Annotated in this window: 19 protein-coding genes; 6 read left to right on the top strand and 13 right to left on the bottom strand. The window is 71.9% G+C overall.

The features are described from left to right. The first annotated feature begins 61 nt into the window (after nucleotides 1–61). On the top strand, nucleotides 62–775 hold the full coding sequence (locus HHX35_RS38035; RefSeq protein ID WP_182903434.1) for an SH3 domain-containing protein: 714 nt from the start codon (nucleotides 62–64) through the stop codon (nucleotides 773–775). Nucleotides 776–894: 119 nt separating this feature from the next. On the opposite strand, the gene HHX35_RS38030 is transcribed toward HHX35_RS38035, so the two are convergent. Next, on the bottom strand, nucleotides 895–1,743 hold the full coding sequence (locus HHX35_RS38030) for a GNAT family N-acetyltransferase (protein WP_182903433.1): 849 nt from the start codon (nucleotides 1,741–1,743) through the stop codon (nucleotides 895–897). A 117-nt stretch (nucleotides 1,744–1,860) separates the two neighbouring features. On the opposite strand from HHX35_RS38030, the gene HHX35_RS38025 reads away from it, so the two are divergent. Continuing rightward, nucleotides 1,861–3,378 carry a glycosyltransferase family 39 protein gene (locus tag HHX35_RS38025; RefSeq protein WP_182903432.1) on the top strand — a complete coding sequence of 506 codons (1,518 nt, stop codon included), beginning with the start codon at nucleotides 1,861–1,863 and terminating at the stop codon, nucleotides 3,376–3,378. Here the strand turns inward: HHX35_RS38025 and HHX35_RS38020 are convergent. From HHX35_RS38020 to HHX35_RS37975, 10 genes are all read right to left on the bottom strand, one after another. Then, entirely contained in the window at nucleotides 3,368–4,225 is an 858-nt protein-coding gene (locus tag HHX35_RS38020) for a carbohydrate ABC transporter permease (RefSeq protein WP_182903431.1), read from the bottom strand. The two genes, HHX35_RS38025 and HHX35_RS38020, sit on opposite strands and share 11 nt — an antisense overlap. After that, a complete protein-coding gene (locus HHX35_RS38015) occupies nucleotides 4,222–5,148 on the bottom strand; it encodes a carbohydrate ABC transporter permease (RefSeq protein WP_139578834.1) in 927 nt (308 codons plus the stop codon). Before HHX35_RS38015 ends, HHX35_RS38020 begins: the two co-directional genes overlap by 4 nt. A gap of 7 nt (nucleotides 5,149–5,155) precedes the next feature. Beyond that, on the bottom strand, nucleotides 5,156–6,328 hold the full coding sequence (locus HHX35_RS38010; RefSeq protein WP_310739581.1) for an extracellular solute-binding protein: 1,173 nt from the start codon (nucleotides 6,326–6,328) through the stop codon (nucleotides 5,156–5,158). Nucleotides 6,329–6,802: 474 nt separating this feature from the next. After that, complete coding sequence (locus HHX35_RS38005) at nucleotides 6,803–7,402, bottom strand: ATP/GTP-binding protein (protein ID WP_182903429.1); 600 nt, start codon at nucleotides 7,400–7,402, stop codon at nucleotides 6,803–6,805. Next, nucleotides 7,383–7,757 carry a DUF742 domain-containing protein gene (locus HHX35_RS38000; protein ID WP_182903428.1) on the bottom strand — a complete coding sequence of 125 codons (375 nt, stop codon included), beginning with the start codon at nucleotides 7,755–7,757 and terminating at the stop codon, nucleotides 7,383–7,385. Before HHX35_RS38000 ends, HHX35_RS38005 begins: the two co-directional genes overlap by 20 nt. Beyond that, nucleotides 7,754–8,203, bottom strand: coding sequence for a roadblock/LC7 domain-containing protein (locus HHX35_RS37995; RefSeq protein ID WP_182903427.1), 450 nt, complete (start codon nucleotides 8,201–8,203; stop codon nucleotides 7,754–7,756). The genes HHX35_RS38000 and HHX35_RS37995 overlap by 4 nt, the downstream gene beginning before the upstream one ends. After that, complete coding sequence (locus tag HHX35_RS37990; RefSeq protein ID WP_310739580.1) at nucleotides 8,200–10,467, bottom strand: nitrate- and nitrite sensing domain-containing protein; 2,268 nt, start codon at nucleotides 10,465–10,467, stop codon at nucleotides 8,200–8,202. Before HHX35_RS37990 ends, HHX35_RS37995 begins: the two co-directional genes overlap by 4 nt. A 230-nt stretch (nucleotides 10,468–10,697) precedes the next feature. Further along, complete coding sequence (locus HHX35_RS37985) at nucleotides 10,698–12,290, bottom strand: prenyltransferase/squalene oxidase repeat-containing protein (protein ID WP_310739583.1); 1,593 nt, start codon at nucleotides 12,288–12,290, stop codon at nucleotides 10,698–10,700. Further along, nucleotides 12,283–13,179 (bottom strand): terpene synthase family protein, encoded by an 897-nt coding sequence (locus HHX35_RS37980; protein ID WP_182903425.1) that lies wholly within the window; start codon nucleotides 13,177–13,179, stop codon nucleotides 12,283–12,285. Before HHX35_RS37980 ends, HHX35_RS37985 begins: the two co-directional genes overlap by 8 nt. Continuing rightward, complete coding sequence (locus HHX35_RS37975) at nucleotides 13,176–14,531, bottom strand: cytochrome P450 (RefSeq protein WP_182903424.1); 1,356 nt, start codon at nucleotides 14,529–14,531, stop codon at nucleotides 13,176–13,178. The genes HHX35_RS37980 and HHX35_RS37975 overlap by 4 nt, the downstream gene beginning before the upstream one ends. Nucleotides 14,532–15,114: 583 nt before the next feature. Between HHX35_RS37975 and HHX35_RS37970 the strand changes: the two genes are divergently transcribed. Both HHX35_RS37970 and HHX35_RS37965 read left to right on the top strand, forming a co-directional pair. Further along, nucleotides 15,115–16,230, top strand: coding sequence for a cellulose binding domain-containing protein (locus HHX35_RS37970; RefSeq protein ID WP_182903423.1), 1,116 nt, complete (start codon nucleotides 15,115–15,117; stop codon nucleotides 16,228–16,230). A gap of 182 nt (nucleotides 16,231–16,412) precedes the next feature. Continuing rightward, entirely contained in the window at nucleotides 16,413–18,620 is a 2,208-nt protein-coding gene (locus HHX35_RS37965; protein ID WP_182903422.1) for a sialidase family protein, read from the top strand. A gap of 57 nt (nucleotides 18,621–18,677) precedes the next feature. On the opposite strand, the gene HHX35_RS37960 is transcribed toward HHX35_RS37965, so the two are convergent. After that, complete coding sequence (locus HHX35_RS37960; RefSeq protein ID WP_182903421.1) at nucleotides 18,678–19,592, bottom strand: SDR family oxidoreductase; 915 nt, start codon at nucleotides 19,590–19,592, stop codon at nucleotides 18,678–18,680. Between HHX35_RS37960 and HHX35_RS44925 the strand changes: the two genes are divergently transcribed. Both HHX35_RS44925 and HHX35_RS37950 read left to right on the top strand, forming a co-directional pair. Continuing rightward, nucleotides 19,591–19,923, top strand: coding sequence for an EF-hand domain-containing protein (locus HHX35_RS44925; RefSeq protein ID WP_310739579.1), 333 nt, complete (start codon nucleotides 19,591–19,593; stop codon nucleotides 19,921–19,923). The genes HHX35_RS37960 and HHX35_RS44925 overlap by 2 nt on opposite strands. Before the next feature lie 58 nt (nucleotides 19,924–19,981). Continuing rightward, on the top strand, nucleotides 19,982–21,136 hold the full coding sequence (locus HHX35_RS37950; RefSeq protein WP_310739578.1) for a helix-turn-helix domain-containing protein: 1,155 nt from the start codon (nucleotides 19,982–19,984) through the stop codon (nucleotides 21,134–21,136). A gap of 6 nt (nucleotides 21,137–21,142) precedes the next feature. Here HHX35_RS37950 and HHX35_RS37945 read toward each other — a convergent pair whose 3' ends face one another. Further along, nucleotides 21,143–22,267: an FAD-binding oxidoreductase gene (locus HHX35_RS37945; protein WP_182903420.1), complete on the bottom strand. Its 1,125-nt coding sequence runs from the start codon at nucleotides 22,265–22,267 to the stop codon at nucleotides 21,143–21,145. Between the last annotated feature and the right edge of the window lie 97 nt (nucleotides 22,268–22,364).

Below are 22,364 nucleotides of genomic sequence, written 5' to 3'. Positions count from 1 at the left end.
AGCACCACTGGCCCGGATCCCCCCGGCCGGGCGTGGGCGATGCCGACCGAAGGGAGAGATCGTGACAGTGGCGAAGAGCATCGTTCCCGCGCTGGCGGCGTGGGCCGCCACGGGGTGGTTCGTCGCAGGCCATCCCGCGCCGGCCCTCGCGGGCCAGGCCGGTTCCGACGCCGGGGGGCGCCTCACGTCGGGGATCGCGGCCGAGCCGGCGTCGGGGGTCCGGGGGCATCCCGCCTCGGGAGTCGCGACGGTCCGGCCGCCCGGTCCCGGCGAACCCACCGCGTCGGGGCCTTACGGGCAGGTCGTGCACGAGGCCAGGCAGGGGCCCGGTCTCGTGTGCGCCTACCGGCTCCGGGGCGTGCGCAAGGGGGGCTTCCTCAACGTGCGCGAGAGCGCCGGCGTCCGCCACGCCCCCGTCGCCAAGCTGCGGCCGGCCGACGGAGGCTTCTCCGGCGCCTGCACCGCCACCAACGGCTGGATCGCGGTGAAGACCGCCGCCGGGACCTCGGGTTTCGCCGCCGCCCGCTACCTCCACAGGCTCGACCTGAGCGGACGGCCCTCGCTCTCGTGCACCTACCGCCTCCGGCACGTGCGCAAGGGCAGCTTCCTCAACGTCCGCGAGGGCGCCGGCGTCCGCCATGCCCGTGTCGGCAAGCTGCGGCCGGCCGACGGGAACATCGCCGGAGCCTGCGACGCCATCCACGGCTGGGTGGCCGTCGACAGCGCCGGCGGCATTCCCGGTTGGGCCTCCGCCCACTACCTCCGCAGGATGTGACGCTCCGGGCCGAAAGGCCCGGGACGCGCCGGCCGGCACTCGCCGGACGCCGCGAAGCCGCGCTGCCCTCGTCCCCGGTGTCCCCCTGGCCGGGGACGAGGGAGTGTCTGACAAATGCCCTAGCCGAGGTCGGGGTGTGGGGCGTAGCAGTCGAGCCGCATGAAGTCCTCGCTGGTCAGCAGCGTGTCCATGTCGCCGATGTGCCAGCCCGCGTCCAGCAGCAGGGCAAGCAGCGGATGGGTGCCGGGCACCGCCACGTGGACCACCCCGGCGTCGGGGTGGGCGTTCGCCGCCTCCAGCACGATGTCGGCGCAGTCCTGCGGGGTCGCGCCCCCGGCCGGCCCGATGACGACCTTGTCTCCGGCCGTCCTGACGAACGCGTAGCCCGAGCCGCTGACGTGCAGGGTCACATCCGGCAGCGCGGCATACCAGGCGAGCGTCGAGGTCCGGTCGCCACCGGAGACGTGGGCGTCCATGGCCGCCGCCGCGCGGACGTCCCTCTCCCCCGGCGCCGCCTGCCCGCTGTCCCGCCGCGCCGCCTGGTCGCTCTCCTGCCGCACAGGCCGGCCGGCGAGCGGCCTCCGCTTCAGGTAGAACAGCGGGCAGCGCGGGCGCATCCCGTTCCTGACGTACAGCGCGAGCGCCCTCTTGTCGGCCGACGCGAAGGTGACCTTGGGCGTGCCGCCCGGCAGCAGGCGGGACAGGATCGTGCGGCCCACCCTCGACGACTGGTGGTCCGGCAGGACGAACAGGTCTCCGAGGTGCGTGACCGTTCCCCGGCGCAGCGTGCCGCCGAACCCCACGATCGCGCCGTCCACCTCACCGACGAGCACCTCGCCGAACGCGCGTTCGGCGTCCACGAAGTCCGGCCGCTCCGGCCACAGGCCCAGGAGGCCGAAGTGGTCGGCCACGGCGCGAAGGCCGGGCATGTCGGCATCGGCGGCGGGGCGGATGATCGGTTCCGCCATCGGTGCTCCCCCTGCGAGTTCTCCCCTTGTTCCGATCACCTTAGGGCGCGTTCATCCTCCCGTTGCCCGCCGGGGCATCCGACCGGGACGTAGCCGGGCGGAGCAGGCGGAGGACACGTGAGGATCAGCGACCGGGCCGTGCCGATGGTCCCGGCCCTGGCCGCGCTGCTGGGCGGTTTGTGGGGCGTCCGGCGCGGTTCGATGTGGCAGGACGAGGCCACGACCTACGCCGTGGCTGGGCGGGCGCTGCCGGACCTGTGGCGCACGCTGGGGAACGTCGACGCCGTCCACGGCTTCTACTACCTGTCGCTCCACCCGTTCATCCGGCTCGTGGGGGCCGCCCTCCCGGCGGAGGTGGTCATCCGGATTCCGTCCGTCCTCGCCACGGCTGTCGCGGCGGCCGGTGTCGCGGCCGTCGGGCGGCGGCTGGTCTCGGCCCAGGCCGGTCTGTACGCGGGCCTCGCCTACGCCGCCGCCCCGGTCGTCGTCTTCCACGCCCAGGAGGGCAGGTCGTACGCGCTGGTCGCGGCGGCGGTGGTGGAGGCGACGCGCCTTCTCGCCACAGCGCTGCCCGACCCGTCGCGGCGGACGGCCTGGGCGCGGTATGGCGTGGCGATCGCCGTGGCGTGCCTGCTCAACCTGTTCGCCGTCCTGGCTCTGGCGGCGCACGCGGTCACGGTGCTCGTCGCCGCGGCGCGAGGCGGGGGCAAGGGCATGGCATCGCGCTGGGCCGGCGCCGCCGCGGGCGCCCTGCTCGCCGTCCTGCCGGTGGCGTGGACGGCGTTCGGCCAGCGCGGTCAGGTGGCGTGGCTGGAGCGGCCCGGTCTGCCGGAGGTGAAGGCCCTCGTCGCGCGGTTCGCCGGGACAGGTGTGCTGCTCGCGGCGACTGTCATGCTCGTGGCGCTCGGCCTGACGACGCATCGGGAGGGAGACACGGCGGGAACCGCCGCCGGACGAGCACCCGGCGGCCCAGGCCGACTGCCCGGGATCGCCGCGTTCGCCGTGCCGCTGGCGCTCCTGCCACCCACCCTGCTGCTCGTCGTGTCGCAGATCCACCCGTTCTACCAGGACCGCTATGTCCTGTTCTCGATGGCGGGGCTCGCGTCGGCGCTGGGCGCGGGGCTCGCCCGGGCCGTACGGCTCCTGCCGCGGACGGGGTGGGTGCGGGCGGCGGCGGCGCTGGCGCTGCCCGCTCTGATGCTGGGGGCGTCCCTGCCGGCCCAGGTCGCCGTCCGGCGGATCGACAGCCGCCCGGACGACCCGGCCGCCGTGGCGGGGATCATCGGGTCCGGACGGCGGCCCGGAGACGCCGTGCTGTTCCTGCCCTCGATCCGCCGCCTGGTCGCCGAGGCGTACCCCGCCTCGTTCCGCGGTGTCCGCGACGCGGCGCTGCGGGCCGGCGGCGCGGCGTCGGGCACGCTCGCCGGGCGTGAGCTGCCCGCGGGCGAGATCGCCGCATCGCTGGGCGCGGCGCCGCGGGTATGGGTGGTGAGCCGTCCCCATCCCGCGCCCGCCGACCTCTCGTCCCCGCGTGACTCCGCCAAGCGGCTGCTGTTGCGGGAGAGCTACCGCCGGGAGCGGACCGTCCGCGTGCTCGGCTACGCCGTACGGCTGTACACGCGGGTCAGCCCTTGACGGCCCCCGCGGTCAGGCCGCTGACGAGCTGGCGCTCGGCCACGGCGTAGAAGCCGAGGGCGGGCAGCATCGCGACCACGATGTAGGCCATGACCCGCGCGATGTCCGTCGCATACTGCCCCTGGAACTGCTGGACGCCCAGCGGGATGGTGAAGAAACTGTCGTCGCTGAACACCACGAGCGGCAGCATGAACTGGTTCCAGCTGTTCACGACCGCCAGCACGGAGACCGTGGCGATCGCGGGCCGGGCCATCGGCAGCAGGATCCGCCAGAAGAAGCCGAACGGTGAGCACCCGTCGAGGATCGCCGCCTCCTCGATCTCTCCCGGGATGGCCCGGAAGAAGCCGCGCAGGATGATGATCGTCATCGGCATGCCGAAGGCCGCCTGCGGGAGGATCACACCGAGCGGGTTGTCGAGCAGCCCGAACATCCGCAGCAGCACGAACAACGGCAGGATCGCCACCGCGAACGGGAACATGAGCCCGGCGGCGAACATCGTGAACAGCGCCTCGCGCCCCCGGAAGGCGAAGCGTGCGAACACGAAGGCCGCCAGCGCGGACACCGCGACGACCACGAGCGTGGTCAGCACCGCGATGTAGGTGCTGTTCCAGAGCATGCGCCAGAACGACGCCGAGGCGAGGATGCCCGTGTAGTTCTCCGGCACCCAGGGGCTGGGCAGGCCGATCGGGTTGCTCGAGAGCTGCCGGGTGGTCTTGAACCCGCCGATCACGGCGTACAGCAGCGGGACGCCGACGAACAACGCCGTGATCACGACGATCGCGTGCAGGGAGATGCTGCGCAGCGGACCGCCCGATGTCGGGGACTGCCTGTGACGGTTGGCGCTCATCTCTGGTCTCGCAGCACGGTGGAGGCTCCTTCGAGGTCGCGGCGCATGACGTATCGCTGGTAGAAGAGCGCGAACACGAGGCTGATGAAGAACATCACCACGCTGATCGCACTCGCGTAGCCGACCTGGAAGCGTTTGAAGCCGAACTGGAACATCGTGACGGCCATGGTCTCGGAGGAGTGCGAGGGGCCTCCGCCGGTGATGATCCAGACCAGGTCGAACAGCTGGATCGCACCGATGACCGACAGGAACACGCTGATGCGGATCGTGGGCCCGAGCAGCGGCAGCGTGACGTAGCGGAAGACCTTCCACCCCGTCGCGCCGTCGATCTGGGCGGCCTCGGTGAGCTCCTTCGGGATGCCCTGACGCCCGGCGATGTACAAGATCATGTGGAAGCCGAAGTACTTCCAGGTCATGACGATGAACACCGACATCATGACCGTCGACGGGTCGGCGAACCAGTCGAGCTGGTCGATCCCGAACCAGCCGAGGATGTAGTTGGCCAGGCCGTCCGTGGGCGACAGGATCATCATGAACAGGACCGCGGTGATCGCCTCCGACAGCACGTACGGGGCGAAGAACAGCAGGCGGAAGAACGCCCGGCCGCGGATCTTCTGGTTGAGCAGCATGGCGATGCCCAGCGAGAGGGGAAGCTGGATCGCCACCGACAAGATGATCAGCAGCAGCCCGCGCCACAGGTCGCCCAGGAAGACCTCGTCGGCCAGTACGCGGGTGAAGTTCGCCATGCCGATGAAGTTCGTCGGCAGCCCGCGCATGCCGTTCCACTTGAACACGCTCGCGTAGAAGGCGAGCAGGATCGGCGCCACGACGAGCGCCAGGAAGAGCACGAGCGCGGGAAGCAGGAACAGAAGGATCGTGGTGAACCCCCGGAGCCTGCGGCTCCGGGGTCTCGTCGTCTTCACGCGACAGTTACTCCGACTTCGCGGTTTCCGTGATGGCCTGCGCCACCTGCTCGGGCGTCTTGCTCCCGCCGATCAGCTGGGCCACGGAGTCGTTGACCTCCTGACCGACGGCCGGCGGGTACGCCTGGTCGAGGTAGAGCTGGAACCCGGTGGCCCCGGCGAGGTTCTTGGCGACCACGCTCAGGTTCGGGTCGGTGACCGCGTCCTCCTCGCCCTTCAGCACCGGGAGCAGGCCCCCGGTCGCGACGGCCTTGCGGTGCTCGGTGCTGTCGGTGAGGAACTTCAGGAACTCGATGGCCTCCGCCGGGGCGTCGGCCCCGATCGCGAAGCCGCCGCCGCCGCCGAAGGCGTCGGTGACCGCGCCCTTGCCGCCGTCGACCGCCGGGAAGGGGAAGAAGCCGAGGTCGTCGCCGAGGCCCTTGCCTGCGTCCTTCTGAACCGCGGGCGCCCACTGGCCCATCAGCTCCATGGCGGCCTTGCCGTCGCCCATCGTCGCGGCCTGGCCGCCCGGGTCGCCGTACGTCGCGCCGAGGTAGCCCTTCTGGAACGGCTGGAGATCGGCCAGTTCCTTGAGCTTCTGCCCCGCCTGCACGAAGGCCGGACCCGTGAAGTCCTTGCTCTCACCGGCCTGCTTGAGGGCGTCGAGGCCGCCGATCCGCATGGCGAGGTAGGCCCAGTAGTAGTGGCCCGGCCACTTGTCCTTGCCGCCGAGCGCGATCGGGGTGACCCCGGCGGCCTTCAGCTTCTTGACGTCGTCGATGAGCTGCGACCAGGTCCCCGGAGGCTCGGCGATCCCGGCCTTCTTGAACAGCGCCTTGTTGTACCAGAAGCCCACCATGCCGATGTCGTCGGGAATGGCGTACTGCTTGTCCTCGACCTTGTACGCCGACAGCGCGGCGTCCGTGAACGTGCCGAGCCAGGAGCCGGCGTCGGAGGTGAGGTCCTTGACCAGGCCCGCGTCCACCTGCTGGGCGAGCACGCCGCCGCCCCAGGTCTGGAAGATGTCCGGGGCCTTGCCGGACTGGGTGAGCGTCGTCAGCTTCGCCTTGAACGCCTCGTTCTCGTAGGGAACGCTCTTGATCGTGATGTTCGGGTGCGCGGCCTGGAAATCCTTGATCGCCTGAGCGCCGTAGCTCTTCAGGGGTTCGGTGGTCCAGATATTCCAGAACTCGACGGTCACCTTGCCGCCGGCTGAGCTCTTGCTCTCGCTGGCGTCGTTCCCGGTACTACCACATCCCCCGAGGACCAGTGCCGACGCCGCTAGGAGCGCCGCACCTCGCCGACTCAACTTCACGGTGGTTTCCCTTCTGGATTCCGACCGAAACTTTCGGCACTCGCCCGATAGTTTCTGCGATGGGGCCGAGGTTACAGGGGGGTTAGGTTCATATCAACGGCTGTTGTGCACCTGTTACGCATGGTCGACGGCGAAGGAAAGTACGGCCGGTCCACGAGGCCCAAAAGGGATGAATGAGGAGCAATCAGGCGGCATTAACGGGCGGCCGAAACCGAACGGGCGCCCGCTCGGGCGCGGGCCGCGCGCGAACCGAGGTACGCAAACGCCACCCTGCCACGAAACGTAAATCGTACGCAACGGTAGGAAAGCCGCGCACGCCAAGAAACCCGGACACTCCCGGGTGAGGAGCCGGCGAAAGCGTCAGCGGGTGGCGGCGGTCGGGCGCTTGCCGTACGCGTGCTTGACGAGCTCGATCAGGACTTCCTTGCCCGATTCCCGCTTGCGCGCGTCGCACAGCATGATCGGCACGTCCTGGCCGAGGTTGAGCGCGAGCTTGACCTCGTCCAGATCGAAGACCGGGGCGCCCTCGAAGCAGTTGACCGCGACGACGAAGGGCGTGCCGCGCCGCTCGAAATAGTCGACGGAGGGGAAGCAGTCGGCGAGCCTGCGGGTGTCGGCCAGCACGACCGCGCCGAGCGCTCCCCGGGCGAGCTCGTCCCAGACGAACCAGAACCGCTCCTGGCCGGGGGTGCCGAAGAGATAGAGGACGAAGTCCTGCCCGATGCTGATGCGGCCGAAGTCCATGGCGACCGTGGTGGTCGCCTTCGCCTCGACCCCGGACAGGTCGTCCACGCCGACACTGCGGTCGGTCAGCGTCTCCTCCGTGCGCAGCGGCCGGATCTCCGACACCGCGCCGACCATCGTGGTCTTGCCCACCCCGAAGCCTCCGGCGATCAGCAACTTGATCGCCGTGGGCATCTTCGGCGGGTTCTTCGCCGGATCAGAGCGCCCGAAGGCCATCGAGCACCGCCTTGTACATCCGCTCGTCGAGCACGTCCATCTCCGGTTGGGGCTGCTGCACGGCCACGAATCCCCGGTCGAACAGGTCGCCGAGGAGGACCCGGACGATCCCGGCCGGCAGGTCCAGATGGGCCGCGATCTCCGCGACCGACAGCGGCCTGCGGCACAGCCGCACGATCGCCTGATGCTCCGGGTCCAGCCCGATCTCGGCTCCCGTGGTGGGCCGGATGGTGACCGCGAGCGAGATGAGGTCGAAGCGGTCCTGCGCCTCCGTACGGCCGCGTGCGATCACGTATGGCCGGATGGTCGGCGCGTCGAGTAAGCGCTCCTCGTCCGGGCTCCACTCGGCGTTCACCGGCGGACCTCGCTCCCGGCGGCCCGGTCCAGCGCGGCCCGGTCGATCGTGGTCCGGGCGGGCGAGGTGAGGTACTGCCCGACGCGCACGACGAGCATGGCCATCTCGTACGCCACCAGGCCGACGTCGGCGTCTCCCGAGCAGAGCACGGCCAGGCAGGCGCCCTGGCCCGCCACGGTCACGAGCAGGTAGGCCGACTTCATCTCCACGATGGTCTGCCGCACGGACCCGCCCTGGAAGCGCTCGCCGACTCCGCGCGCCAGGCTCTGCAGGCCGGAGGCGACGGCGGACAGGTGCTCGGCGTCCTCCACGCGAAGTCCCTGCGAGCCGGCCAGCAGCAGGCCGTCGGTGGACAGCACGATGCCGTGCTCGACCTCGCGGACCCGCGCGACGAGGTCGTCGAGCAGCCACGCGAGGTCCGCGGAGGCCCCGGTCTTCTGCGTCACAGGTTGTCCTCCTCGTCACTCAGCAGCTTCGCGGCCTCGGATCTGCCGCGCCTCGTCCCCGACTGGAACGAGCCCATGATCTTGCGGATGTCGTCCGGCGAGCGGTCCTCCTGGTCCTCCAGCTCGTCCGCGTTCCTCGACTCCTCGGCGAGCGCGGGGGCGAGGTTGGCCTGCGGCACCCGGAAGGGCAGGCCTGACGGGGTGAACCCGGCCGAAGGCTCGGGCCTGTCCGGATCCGCGCCGCCGGGCGGTGGGGCGCTCTGCACGGGCCTGGGCGGCTCGGGAGCCCTCGGCACGGGAACCACCTCCTGAACTGGTTCGGGCGCGCCGACCAGCGCGATCCTCCGGGAGCCGGGCTCCCGCCGCGGGAGACCGGAAGCGGTCTCCTCCCCGGGCAGGTCCTCCCCGCCCTCGATGACGAGGTCGCGCGGCAGCAGCACGACCGCGGTCGTGCCGCCGTACGGCGACGCCTTGAGTGACACCCTGATCCCGTGCCGCTCGGCCAGGCGGCTGACGACGTACAGGCCGAGCCGGGCGGTGCTCGACAGGTTGAACTCGGGCGGGTCGGCGATCCGCTGGTTGGTCGCCTCCAGGTCCTCGGCGCTCATCCCGAGGCCGCGGTCCTCGATCTCGATCGCGTAGCCGCTGGCCACCGCCTGGCCGCCCACCTGCACCATCGTGTACGGCGGGGAGAACGACACCGCGTTCTCGATCAGCTCGGCGAGCAGGTGGATGACGTCGCCCACCGCGCGTCCGATGAGCGCGGTCTCCCCCATCGGCATCACGGTGACGCGGGTGTAGTCCTCGACCTCGGCCAGCGCGCCGCGTACGACGTCGACCATCGGCACCGAGCGCCGCCAGGCGCGGGCGGGGGACGCCCCGGACAGGACGATGAGGTTCTCGGCGTTGCGCCGCATGCGGGTGGCGAGGTGGTCGATGCGGAACAGGTCCTTCAGCTCCGCCGGATCCGACTCACGCCGCTCCATCACGTCGAGCAGCGTGAGCTGGCGGTGCACCAGCGACTGCGTACGCCGGGCGAGGCTGAGCAGGATGTCGCGGATGCTCTGCCGGAGCTGGGCCTCCTCGACGGCGGTGCGGATGGCGGTCTCCTGCACGGTGTTGAACGCCGCGCCCACCTGGCCGATGACGTCGGGTCCGAAGTCGAGCGGCGGCGCCTCGGCCTTGACGTCGACCTTCTCGCCCTGGGCGAGGCGGGCGACCACTCCCGGCAGCCGCTCGTTGGCCAGTTCGAGCGCGGCCTCGCGCAGCTTCTCCAGCTGACGCACCAGGGCCCGGGCCGTGGTGACCGACAGGACGATCGACGCGATGACCGCCACGAGGCCGAGCACACCGGCCAGCAGGAGGCGGGTGAACACGGCGACGGCGACCGGGATGGCCCGTTCGACCAGCGCGTCACCGGCGTCGATGACCACCTTCTGGAGCTGGGTCATCGCCGCGTCCGCGGCGCCCCGCCACTGCGTCTCCGCCACCATCGGCGGGCGGCCGGCCTGCCTGCTGAGCGAGAGCTGGTCTTCGAGACTGCGGAGGGTGGTCACCGACGGCGACTTCCTCCACCTGTCCAGCGCCGCGCGGTCGGCCGGCGGCAGGTCGGCCGCGGCCCGGTCGAGCTCGAACCGGGCGACACCCACCATTTGCGTGAACTGCCGGTGGTCCTGCTCGGTGAACCGGCCCTCGGCGAAGATGCCGCCGATCACCGCGTCCTCGCGGGCGAGCAGTTCGCGCGCCCGGCTCAAGGCCGACAGCGTGCGGCCGTCCTTGGCGAGCGTGGCGTCGTCGAGCGTGGCGACCGCGCCGTACATCGCGTCGAATGCGTCGATGACGTCGCTGTAGGCGTCCTCCGTCCGCGTGCGGTCGAGGCGCCCGGCGTCGATGGCCGACCGGGTCTCGCGCAGGCCGTCCAGCCGCCGCAGCGTGTCGTTCAGGTGCCTCATCAGCTCGTCGCCGGCCGCGAGGCGCACCTTGTCGCTGCCGGCCGACTCCTTGAAGGCGCCCACCGCGGCGTCCGTGCGGGCGCGCTGGTCCTGCAGGTCCTTGCGCAGCACGCGGGCGGGGTCGCCGACGCGGACCACCGACAGCCGGCGCTCGCGCTGCAGTTCCAGCAGCAGCGGCTCGCTCGGCTGGGCGACCCCGCTGTCGATGGTGGTGGCCCAGATGAGGTTGACGCCCTCCCGGACGGTGACCCACGCCGCGAACGCCCAAAGGGCGGTCAGTGACACCAGCAGGGCCGCGACCTTGGTTCGCACACGCGAATTCCGGAAGCGCATAGACATACCACCCAGCGAAGTCAGAACGCCCTAACAGCGCGTTTACCGGCCATTAACAATCGCCCGCCGTTTAGGGCAGCCCGGACTGCCCAGCGAAAAGACCGCGCCGCGCCTCGCGCCACCCTAGCAAAGGGCTGGAAAACCGCTCAACCCGCAAGATCCAGCCAGGGCAAGTCCGAATTAAGCGAAATTTAGATTAGCCCAGGTGATCATAGTTGACCGGCTTGTTGGACAACAAGTCCACTGGACTGTGCGAGATGCAGGGCGGCGAGCACGGCCGCCCGGACGACCGCCAGAGGCAGATAGAGGTCCTTGTCGTGCCAGAGCGCCGGCCCGTCCGCCGGGTCGGCCGAACGCAGCAGATAGCGGTACGCCCGCCGCACCGCCTCCGCACGGCCTCCGTCGCCGGTCAAGGGGCCGGTCATGAGCAGGAGCTGCACGGCGTACGCCGTCTCCTCGGCGGTGCCGCCCCATCGGCCCCAGGAGCCGTCCTCACGCTGGGTGGCCAGCACCCACCGTACGGCCGATCGCACCGCGGTCACCGATTCGGGCCCGCCGAACTCGTGCAGCGCGAGCGCGCAGGAGACCGTCGCGTAGTAGGGCGAGGCGTGCCAGCGGTCGTCCCAGCTTCCGTCGGCCCGCTGCCGCTCGCGCAGCCAGGCGGCGAGCCTGGCCAGCACCATGACGTAGCGGGGCGCCTGCTCCGGCCGGGCCGCCGCGAACTGGCCGAAGGCGTCCAGCACGTGAGCGTTGACACTGACCGAGGAGCCCTCCTCGCCCTGCCAGGTGCAAAAGTGCGTCGGCGTCTCGAAGGCCCACAGGCTGTCCGGTTCGTACGGCACGCCGAGCAACGCCAGCGCGTACAGCGCGACCGAGGTGGTGTCGGCGTCGGGCGGCAGCCCCGCGCCGGCGGGCGTACCTCCGGGGCCGATCGCCGCGCGGAGATCGGCCAGCATCTCCGGCGGCACGTCGAAGCGGATGCCCGCACGCGCGAGCCAGCTCAGCACCCAGCCGCGTTCGAACACGGTGATCGGCAGGCCCACCGGCACCGGGCCGCCGTGCCGCAGCGCCACCGCCTCCAGATAACGCCGGGCGTGGTGGCCGGGATCGGGCAGGGCGCAGCCGCTCAGCCAGGCCGCGGTCGCCGCCGGCGAGGCTCCGACCGTTCCGATCGAGGTCGGGTTGACGGCCGGGGCGCTGGCCGCCGATCGGCCGGCCACCTCCAGCGCGTGCAGGAGTTTGTCCGGCAGGGCGGCGCCGGACTCCAGGCGCTGCCGGATCAGGGTGAGCGGCCCCTCGCTCATCCCCTCGGGGATCGGCAGGCGGCCGATCTCGCATTCGCTCAGGCCGTCCAGGTGCGCGTTGATGAGCGACACGAGCGCCGGCACGATGATCTCGATCGCGGGGGTGTCGGGCAGCGCGGCGACCGCCGTCTCCGCCAGCCAGCCGGACAGCACGCGCAGCCCGCGCCGGACCGCGCCGATCAGGACGTCCCGGTCCACGCCGTGGTCGCCCCTGGTGAGGACCGACAGCAACGCCTCGGTGGCGCTCAGGGTCGGGACCAGGCCGTAGCCGTCGGGCACGCCCCATGACCCGTCGGGCCGTTGCGTGGCGACGAGGTACGCCACCCGCTCGTCGTGGCCCAGGAGCCAGGGGGCCAGGGTGACGAGCCGCCCGGTCTCGTAGACGGACGGCGACACCTGACCCCAGGGCCGGAACATCAGGTCCCGCATCAACTCGCCCGCGGCCGCCGCCACGTCCACCGGCTCGTCCACCTGTCCGGCAAGGGAGACATCACGCACGTTCAAGCTCGCCCCAATAGTCCACGAGCCCGTAGAAGCCCGTGTTGAAACCGATCTGTCGTTCGAGGTAGGTAGCGGCGCGCGGGCCGCGCGCCCGTACGGGCCCGAGAAGAGTCAGGCAGCGGCCGCGAATCTCGTTCATGCGCGCGGTCACCTCCGCGGCGCCGGCGCCGAACGCCAGCGCGTTGGCGTCGCCCTGGCCGCGCTCCCGCTCCCGGGTGGCCAGGTCGTTGAGCAGGCGCAGGTAGCGCTGCACCTCGTCGCTGACCCGCAGGAGCTCGTCGATGTGGCCGACCGTCCAGGTGTCGCCCGTCCTGATCCAGTGGGACACGTTGACGAAGGAGGACCCGCAGCCGTCCGCGCCGTCGAGGTACTCGTCCAGCGAGACGGGCGCGCCCTCCTCCTTCCACCGCCACTCCCGCACCATCGCGCGCAGCGTCCGCCCGAGCCGGTCGAGCCAGACCGGCCGCAGGGCGGCGAACGCGGGCGCCGCCACCAGGTCGTCCCGCAGGTCGGTGAGGAAGCGCACCACTGCGGGGGCGTCCCCGCCCGGGCCGGTCTCGGCCGCCGCGAGGCACTCGGCGACCAGCGCCTCCGCCTCCGCGCGCGAGCCCGCGACCTGGTCCACCAGGCGGTCGACCGCGAAGATCCACAGTGACGCGCGGCCGACCGCGCGCAGTTCGTCCGGCGACGCCCAGGGCGAGCCGAACGCGGTGACCATCGACAACGCGGCGAAGAACGCCGGATCGAACGGCTTGGCCGGGAACAGCTCGCCGTACGCCGCGGCGCAGGCCTGGAGATCCCGCTGGCACCGCGTGGCGAGCGCACACGTCCTGCCCAGATCGGCGGCGAGAGCGGTCTCCTGCTCCGCGAGGTGCTCGACGATCATGTGCGGGCACGCTCGACGAACGTCAATTTCACCTTCTGGTTCGGCCGCAGAGAGGAGGCGAGCCGCGGCCTGACCGGCCTCGACGCCGTGAGCACGGGGCGGTAGCGACTCAGCAGGCCCGCCATGAGCAGCTGCGCCTCCATCATGAACAGGTGCTGGCCGAGGCACTGATGGGGGCCGCCGCCGAACGGGAAGTAGGCCCAGCGGTGCCCCCGCTCCCGCTCCGGCGCGAAGCGCTCGGGGTCGAACTCCTCCGGCCGGTCCCAGAACCTCTCGAGCCGGTGCGTGAGGTAGGGGCTGATCATCACCGTGGACCCGGCCTTGATCGTGACCCCGCCGATCTCGTCCGTCTCCACCGCCTGCCGCGGCAGAATCCAGCCCGGCGGATACAAGCGCACCAGCTCGGACAGGAACATCTTCAGGTAGCGCAGCTCGGGCAGGTGAGACGGCCGCACCGTCTCGGTCCCGACCACCTCGTCGATCTCCGCGTAGATCTTCTCCGCCAGCTCGGGATGCGCGTCGAGGGCGACCCACACCCAGGTGAGCGCGGTCGCCGAGGTCTCGGTCGACGCGCCGTGCATGCTGACCATGTCGTCCCTGATCCGCCGGTCCCCCGCCTCGCCGGGGTCGCCCTCCCGGGCGCGGCAGATCGCCGAGACGACGTCCTTGCCGTCGCCCGCCGCACGGCGGGCCTCGTGGACCCGGGGGTACACGACGGTGTTGATCGTCTCGATGGACCGGCGGAAGGGCCGGTCGCCCGGCAGCGGGACCGAGTCCGGCACGAACGGCATCAGCAGGCGCGGCCACGTGGCCGTCACCGCCACCTCGTACGCGGGAATGAGGCGGGCGATGTCCTCCCTGGAGATACGGTCGCCGAAGAAGAGCCGGACGATCGTCGGATGGACGATGGCCGAGATCCCGTCGACGACGTCGAACGGCTCCCCGGGGCGCACGACGGCGTCGATCTGCTCCGCGACGATCTCGGCCATGCGCTCGGCCAGCGAGTCGACGTACTTCGCGGTGAACAGGGGCTGCAGGACCCGGCGGCTGTCCTGCCAGCTCTCGCCGTCCGACAGGATGCCGCTGCCCAGCAGCGGGACCAGCGGATCCCAGAACATGCCCTCGCGGACGTAGTTGGGCTGGTTGGTCCGCAGCACGTGCTGGACGTGGTCCGGATGGGTCACCAGATAAGGCCGGAACGGTCCCATGTTGAGCCGGACGAGCTTGCCGTCGGCCTGCCTGCCGACCTCTTCGAAGGCGGAGACCGGATCGCGTGGATGCTTCGCGAGAAACCGATAGAAGGGAAGAATCTCCGCATTTCGGGTCGGCTTCGGGCCAACATCGATCGACATCCGGTCTGCTCCCCACCTGACGATCAGGCCAATTCGCGAAGTATCACATGATCCACTCGGATTGATCAACAATGCAGGTCAGTGACACTTTTATGCCTGTGTGGCCTTAGATGCGGCGATAGCCAGATTTGTCGCTAGAGACGGGTTTGCCGTGCCGGGAAAAAGGGAAGGGCCGGGCCTTCACGGCCCGGCCCCTCACGACGCGTCGTCAGGAGTGGCTGGTCACCAGCAGCGCGATGCCCACGAGGATGACGATGGGGATCAGCCACACCACGACCTCGCCGAGGAACTCCTTGTACATGGGGACCGAATCCTCTCGGTGACGTGCGGAAAGTTAATCCCGAGCAGCATATTCGCTCGTGCCCGGCGGTGGAACACGGCACCGTTCCCCGGCTGCGGACGGCAGGGGCTCCTGCGCCGGCGGAGACCGTACGAGCCGGAAGCGACGCCCACCCGCGCCGCGAGTCATCGGGTGAAACGTACATACGTCCCCGCTGGTCAGGGCTTTTTCCGCGCCTCGTCCCTGGGCCGGGCGGTGGGCCGCTCTCTACCATCGCGCCGGACGGCACGAGGGAGAGACGCGATGTCGAAGAGAAGCGCGGTGATGGCGGCCCTGCTCGTGGTGCTCGGGCTGCTCGTCGCCCGGCCCGCCGAGGCGGCCGCCGTGCGGATCATGCCCCTGGGCGACTCGATCACCGGATCGCCCGGCTGCTGGCGGGCCCTGCTGTGGAACAAGCTGCAGAACGGCGGCTTCACCGACATCGACATGGTGGGGACGCTGCCCGCGCAGGGGTGCGGGGTGCCGTACGACGGCGACAACGAGGGCCACGGCGGCTTCCTCGTCACGAACGTCGCCGACCAGAACCAACTCCCGGCCTGGCTCTCGGCGACCCGCCCCGACATCGTGATGATGCACTTCGGCACCAACGACGTGTGGAGCAACAAGCCCACCGACACGATCCTCGCGGCCTACAGCAAGCTCGTGGACCAGATGCGGGCGAGCAACCCGAACATGAAGATCCTGGTCGCCCAGATCATCCCGATGAACCCGAGCACCTGCCCCGAGTGCGCCCAGCGGGCCGTCGCCCTGAACAGCGCGATCCCGGGCTGGGCCGCCTCGAAGACCACGGCGGCCTCCCCGATCGTGGTCGTCGACCAGTGGACCGGCTTCAGCACGAGCACGGACACCTACGACGGCGTGCACCCCAGCGACAGCGGCAACCAGAAGATGGCGGACAAGTGGTTTCCCGCCCTGTCGGCCCTGCTCGGCGGCGCCCAGCCGTCCCCCAGCCCGAGCCCCAGCCCGACCCGCAGTCCCAGCCCCAGCGCCAGCGCCAGCCCCAGCCCCTCGCCGACCCGGTCGCCTTCTCCGTCGCCCTCCCCCTCGTCCGGCCCCTCGGGCTGCGGCGCGACCTACACGATCACCAACCAGTGGGGCGGCGGCTTCCAGGGTGAGGTCACGGTCAAGAACACGGGCACCGCTCCCATCAGCGGCTGGACCGTGACCTGGACCTTCGCCGACGGACAGCAGGTGACCCAGGCGTGGGGCGGCAAGGCCGCGCAGAGCGGGGCGAGCGTGACCGTGAAGAACGAGAGCTGGAACGGCTCCCTCGGCGCCGGCGCGAGCACCACCTTCGGCTTCATCGCCTCCTGGAACGCCGCCAACCCCGCCCCCACGCCCGCCTGCGCGGCCGCCTGACCTCGATCGGGCCGGGCCTGCTATCGGCGCGGTCGGCCCGCCCGGCAGGCGTGCGTCCCCCGGTGTCCCCCGGTGCCCCCTATGCGGGCCCGGGGGACGCGCGCTTACGGCCGGATGCACGTGTTCCGAACTGTTCGTGACAGCGGCCGTCGTGCGGCGGCCCACCGTGTTCCCTGGTACGGGTGACCCCCTCTGACCGGCCGTGGCCGGATATCGACGTGGTCGGCGCCGCCGTCCGCGACCCCGTCACCGTGTACGGCGGCACCGGCTCTGTGCGCGAACTCGCCCACGAGGGCAACCGCGTCCCCGACGTCGCCGCCCTCGACGCCCGCCGCCTCGTGGTCGCCTGGCGGGCCGGGGTGGCCGACCCGGTGGACCCCTCCCCCACCGACCAGGGCGCGATCATGTACGCCCGGTCCGGGGACGGCGGCCGCACCTGGACCACCGGCACGCTCGCGGCGGCCACCCCCACCCATCGCTACCACTACGTGGTGTTCCTCAAGGACGGCGACGCGCTGCTGGCGCTGCTCGGCCGGATCACGATCGCGGCCGACCGCGACGCCGAGGGGAACGTCGACGGCTTCCCGGTGACGATGGTCGCCAGGAGAAGCACCGACGGCGGCCGCACCTGGGCCGATCACCCCGTCTCCGTCGCCGTGCCGCCCAACTCCCGCGGGGCCGTCGTGGCCGGCAAACCCCTCAGGTATGAGGGCGTCTGGCTGGTGCCGTACTGGCAGGCGGCGGGCGGCACCACCAGGGCGGGCGTGCTGCGCTCGGCCGACCTGGTCACCTGGACGCCGGGCGCTCTGGCGGTTAACCCGCCCGGCCTGTCCGTCGAGGAGCCGCAGGTCGTCGTGTCACAGGACGACCCGCGCACCCTGCTCATGGTCGCGCGCACGCTGCGCGGCGGCACCGCGGCGGACAAGGACGCCCACTACCGCACCCACGCCGCGTACGCCGCGACCGCGACCAGCACCGACGGCGGGCTGACCTGGTCCCCCTTCGCCGTGGACCCCGAGCTGCCGAACTACTACGTCAAGACCCTCTTCACGAAGGACTCCCTCGATCGCTACCTGACCGTCTACAACACCCTGGCCGGGCCGTTCACCGGCCCGGCGTCCGCGAAGCCCGACCAGTATCGCGAGGTCCTCCACTACAAGGTCAGACGCCCGGGCACGCCCTGGGGCCCGGGGCGGCTCTTCGCCGACGGCAGGCGGCTCACTCAGGGCGCGGCCCGCGGCTGGGACGTCTACGCGTCGGCCGACGAGTACGAGCCGGGCCGGTTCTTCGTCGTCTGGGAGCACAACCAGGTCGAGATCAAGCTCGCCCGCCTCGACCTGGCCGACGTCTTCACCGGGATCGCCCCCGGCTGGGGCGGGTGGACCATGAGCGGCGGCGCCGAAGCCATCGGATCAGTCGGCGAGGGCGGCCCGGCACCGGCGGGCTCCTCCCCTGACGACGCCCGCGGTCTCCGCCTGACCGCCGGGCGGATCAGCCGCCCGTACGGACCGACTGGGGGCTTCGTCCTGACCTTCCACGGCAGGGTGACACGCTTCCCGAGCGCCGGCGACGGGCTGGCGATCGAGGTGAACACGGGCACGCGCCTCCTCGGGATGGCCGTACGGCCCGACGGCCCGCACGCCCTGACGGCGGACGGATGGGTGCCCGTCCCCGGGGTGGGAGACCGATGGCGGGTGATCGTCGACGCGGCGGGCACCGCCACCGCGCAGGCCGTCCCCCCGGCCGGCCCGCCCGGAGCGCGGTGGACGGTCCCGGCGGCGGACGGCTCGCCGGGCGTGTCGGTCGGCGGCGACGGGGAGGCCGTGCTGGAGCTGGTCGAGGTGACCGACCACGTGGCGGGCGGCTCCTGGGCGGGATGGACACTCGACCGGGGGGCGACTCTCACGGACGGCGGCCTGCGCCTGCGCAGCGCCACGAGCGGGGTCGTCTCGGCCGTGCTGCCCCTCGACGTGACCAGGGCGTGCGACTTCACCGTGGAGTTCCGGGGCCGGGTGATCGACGACAGCGCCCTGGACCCGCGGACCGGACGAGGGGTCAGCCTCGGGACGAAGGTCGCCAACGGCGCCCGGCGGCTCATGCTGGCGGTGCAGCGGGGCGGCGTGTGGACGATGACGAAGGGATCCGGCACCTGGGAGAGGATCCTCATGCTCCCCGAGGCAGGGAGACCCGCCACCTGGAAGGTGACCGTGGACAGCGCGGGAGTGGCCCGCCTGCACCGCGACGGGGCGGACACGGGCGCGACCTGGGTGGTGCCGGACAGCAGGGAGACACCGCAGGTCGCGCACTGGGTGGCGGGGACGGCGGGCGGCAACGCGGCCGAGGCCCACATCGACTGGACCCTGGTCACGGCCACCCTCGGCGCCCGTTGATCGGTGCGAGCCGCCTCGCCGCGCCGCCGCCGGACGCCGACCCCCGGACCGGCTCTGTTACCGGTAGCCGGTGACGTCGGCGGGGCGGCCGGGGTCCTGGACCTCCACGAGATATCGCCAGCAGTCGGGGCGGCTGCCGTCCACGTCGGTGAAGCCGTACACCTGGGCCAGTTGGCCGCTGGACAGCGACTGCCCGTTCCAGCGGCCCACCTCCGGGTCGGCGGCCAGGGCCGCCACCGCGCGTCCGACGAAGGCCGGGGTCTCGGAGATGGCGAAATGCGGCACTCTGGCCAGCGCGTCGCGCCAGTTGGCCTCCGTCACCCCGAAGTGCTCCAGCATGAGCTCGGAACGCAGCCAGCCCGGGGTGAGCGACACCGCGGTCGCGCCGTGCGGCGCCAGCTCCTTGGCCTGGGCGAACGCCATGCGGTTCACGGACGTCTTCGCGAGGTCGTAGAAGAACGAGACGCGGTAGTTGGCCGCGTTGTACTCCGCCGTGCCGTCGGTGACCTCGACCACCAGGCCACCCGGCTTGCGGATCAGCAGCGGCAGCGCGTAATGGCTGGTGATGATGTGCGTGTCGATCGCCAGCCGCAGGATGCGCAGGCCGTCGTCGAGCGAGTGCTCCCAGAGCCGGTCGTTCCAGCTGAACAGCAGCTCGCCGCCCCAGATGTCGTTGACCAGCACGTCGAGCGCGCCCTGCTCGGCGTCGATCCGCTCCACGAGGGCCCGCACCTGCTCGCGGTCGAGGTGGTCGACCGGCACGGCGATCCCACGCCCGCCGGCGGCGGTCACCAGCTCGGCCGTCTCCTCGATCGTCTCCGGCCGGTTCATCTCCGAGCGCCGCTCGCGGGTGCTGCGGCCGGTCACGTAGACCGTCGCCCCCGCCGCGCCCAGCTGGACCGCGATGCCGCGTCCCGCGCCCCGGGTCGCTCCGGCGACCAGTGCGACCTTCCCCGTCAGGCTGCTCGTCATGAACGGCATGGTGGCACACGCCACCGACAAAAACCGGGCCCTGCGGCTTGGCCCCGATCCCTGGGGGCAGCCCGTGCTTTCAGCTAGGGTGCTGATCGCGATCCCGGAGGAGGACGGCATGAGCGAATATGCGGCGACTTTTCAACTTATTGACACCGACGGAGACGGGCGGATCTCCGCCGAGGAGCTCGTACGCCTGATGGAGGTGCTCGGCCGGCCGCTCACACCCCAGGGGGCGCAGGGCGCGATCGACAGGGTCGACGCCGACCGCGACGGCCTGATCGATCTGGAGGAGTTCGGCGCCTGGCTGAGCAGCGCCGAGCAGCGCTGAGCGGCGTCCAGCGGGCGTTGAGCGAACGCTGAAAGGCGACGACGAGTTCTGGGGCGCGGTGCCGGCGGGCGTCGCGAGGCTGCTGCGTCCCCGCATCGGCGACGTCGCGGACCGGATGATCACGGAGATCCAGCGGCGGGTGCCCGAATACGCCCGCCCGGAGGACGAGATCTACATCAAGGTCCTGCGGCTGTCGGTCAACCAGGCGCTGCGGGGGTTCCTGGAACGCATCGAGAACCCGCGGGCGCCGTGGGACCCCGAGGTCTTCCGGACGATCGGCAGGGGCGAGGCCGCCGAGGGGCGCGACCTCGAGCCCTTCCAGACCGCGATGCGGCTGGGCGCGCGGGTGGCGTGGCGGCGGCTCACCGAGCAGTCCGAGCAGCTCGGCCTCGACCCGCGGACGCTGTACGACCTGGGCGAGGCCATCTTTGTCTATCTCGACCAGCTCGCCGACGCGGCCGCGCAAGGCTTCGCCGAGGCGCGGGCGCACGCGGCAGGCGAGATGGAGCGCCGTCGCCGGCGGCTGCTCGACCTGCTGCTCACCCGTCCCGCGGCCTCGCCGGAGGCCGTCGCCGACGTGGCCAGGGCGGCCGGCTGGCGGCTTCCCCGCACGGTCGCCGGGGTGGCCCTGGAGGAACGCGACGGCGGTTCTCCCCTGCCGGTGCTGCCGCCGGACGTGCTGACCGGGCTCGACCGCAACGTCCCGTGTCTCGTGGTGCCGGACCCCGGCGGCCCCGGGCGGGTGCAGGCGCTGGAGAACGCCCTGCGCGGCTGGCGGGCCGCGATCGGCCCCGCCGTGCCGCTCGCCGCCGCCGCGAACTCGCTCGGCTGGGCCAGGGAGGCCCTCGACCTCGGCACCCGCGGCGTCCTGCCCCGGCGGGGACTGCTGCGCTGCGCCGACCACATGGCCACGCTGGTCGTCTTCAAGGACGAGGACCTGGTGGCCGCCCTGGCGGAGGTGCGCCTCGCGCCCCTCGCCCACCTGCGCCAGAGCCAGCAGGACCGCCTGGCCGAGACCCTGCTCGCCTGGCTGCGTCACGGCCGGGGCGTCGCCGAGGTCGCCGCGGCGCTCCACGTCCACCCGCAGACCGTGCGGTATCGCCTGCGCCAGATCGAGCAGCTGTACGGCGACGCGCTCGCCGACCCCGACGTCCGGTTCGAGCTGGAGATCGTCCTGCGCGCCCGCCAGGCCCGCCAGGACCCGCCCGGCTAGCCCTCCCTACGGGATGGTGCCGCCGCTGGTGCGCAGGCCCCGGGCCACCGGCCGCTCGTGCAGGCCGAACCGCGCCTCCGGCTCCCGCGCGCCGTCGAGGATCTCCGCCACGTGTCCGGCCAGGGCCGGGGCGTGCTTGAAGCCGTGCCCGGACTCGCCGCCCAGCAGCCAGACGCCGTCCTCGACCTCGGCGATGATCCACTCGGCGTCCCTGGTCAGCGCGTACTGGCAGACCTGGCTGAACACCACCGGCGCGCCCACCAGCGAAGGGAACCGCCTGGCCAGGTAGGCGCGCGCCTGCTCCTCGGTGTGCCGCAGCACCCGCCTGCCGCCGCTCTCCGGGTCGTACGGCTCGCCCTCGGCGTCGCCGGTGACCTTCATCCCCATGCCGTCCAGATCGCCGTGCCCGTACGCCGACAGGTCGTAGTCGCAGAACGCGGGCAGCGGCGGCGTGGTCCAGTCCCTGGGCACCCCGAAGTGGAAGGTGTCCTGCCGCGTCACCTCGACGTGTCCCGCCTCGTGCGGGAACAGCCGCGGCAGCCACGCGCCGCACGCCCACACCACGCGGTCAGCCGTCAGCACCTCGCCGTCCGCCACGACCCCGGCCCCGCGACCGTACGGCACGGCCCGGGCGCGGACCTGCCGGACGCCGGCCGCGCCGGCCAGACGCGCGGTCACCTGCGTCGCACGCCGGGCGCGCAGCACTCCGGCGTTCGGCTCCCACAGCACGAAGGCGAGGTCGTCGCCCCGCAGGCCGGGAAACCGCCGCGCCGCCTCGGCCGGGTCGAGCAGCTCGCAGGGGATGTCCAGCCGCTCGAGCACCCGGGCGCTGCGCGTCTCCCAGCCGTCCGGGTCGCGGGCGAACCACATCAGCCCCGACTCGACGTACAGCTCCTCGCCGGTCCGCTGTTCCAGCCGGCGCCAGGCGTCGCGGGCCTGCCAGGCCAGCCGGGGATACCAGTCGTCCGAGCCGTGCGCGCAGCGCAGCAGGCGGGTCTCCCCGGCGCTGGCCTGACGCACGTGACCCGGCGCGTACTGCTCGACGAGCGTCACCCGCCAGCCCTCGTCGGCCAGCCGCAACGCCAGTGACGCCCCCCAGATCCCCGCCCCCACGACGATCGCCGACTTCATCCACCACTCCTTGATCGCGGGCCGAACCTACATCCGACGTAGGCTACGTCGAATGGAGGTTTCGCCTACAGGCGCACCGGTGCGGCGATAATCAGAG

This window comes from Microbispora sp. H10830 (genome assembly GCF_014161375.1).
GTDB lineage: Bacteria > Actinomycetota > Actinomycetes > Streptosporangiales > Streptosporangiaceae > Microbispora > Microbispora catharanthi.
The sequence above is the reverse complement of the archived record's forward strand: the minus strand, read 5'-3'. Positions and strand labels throughout refer to the sequence as shown.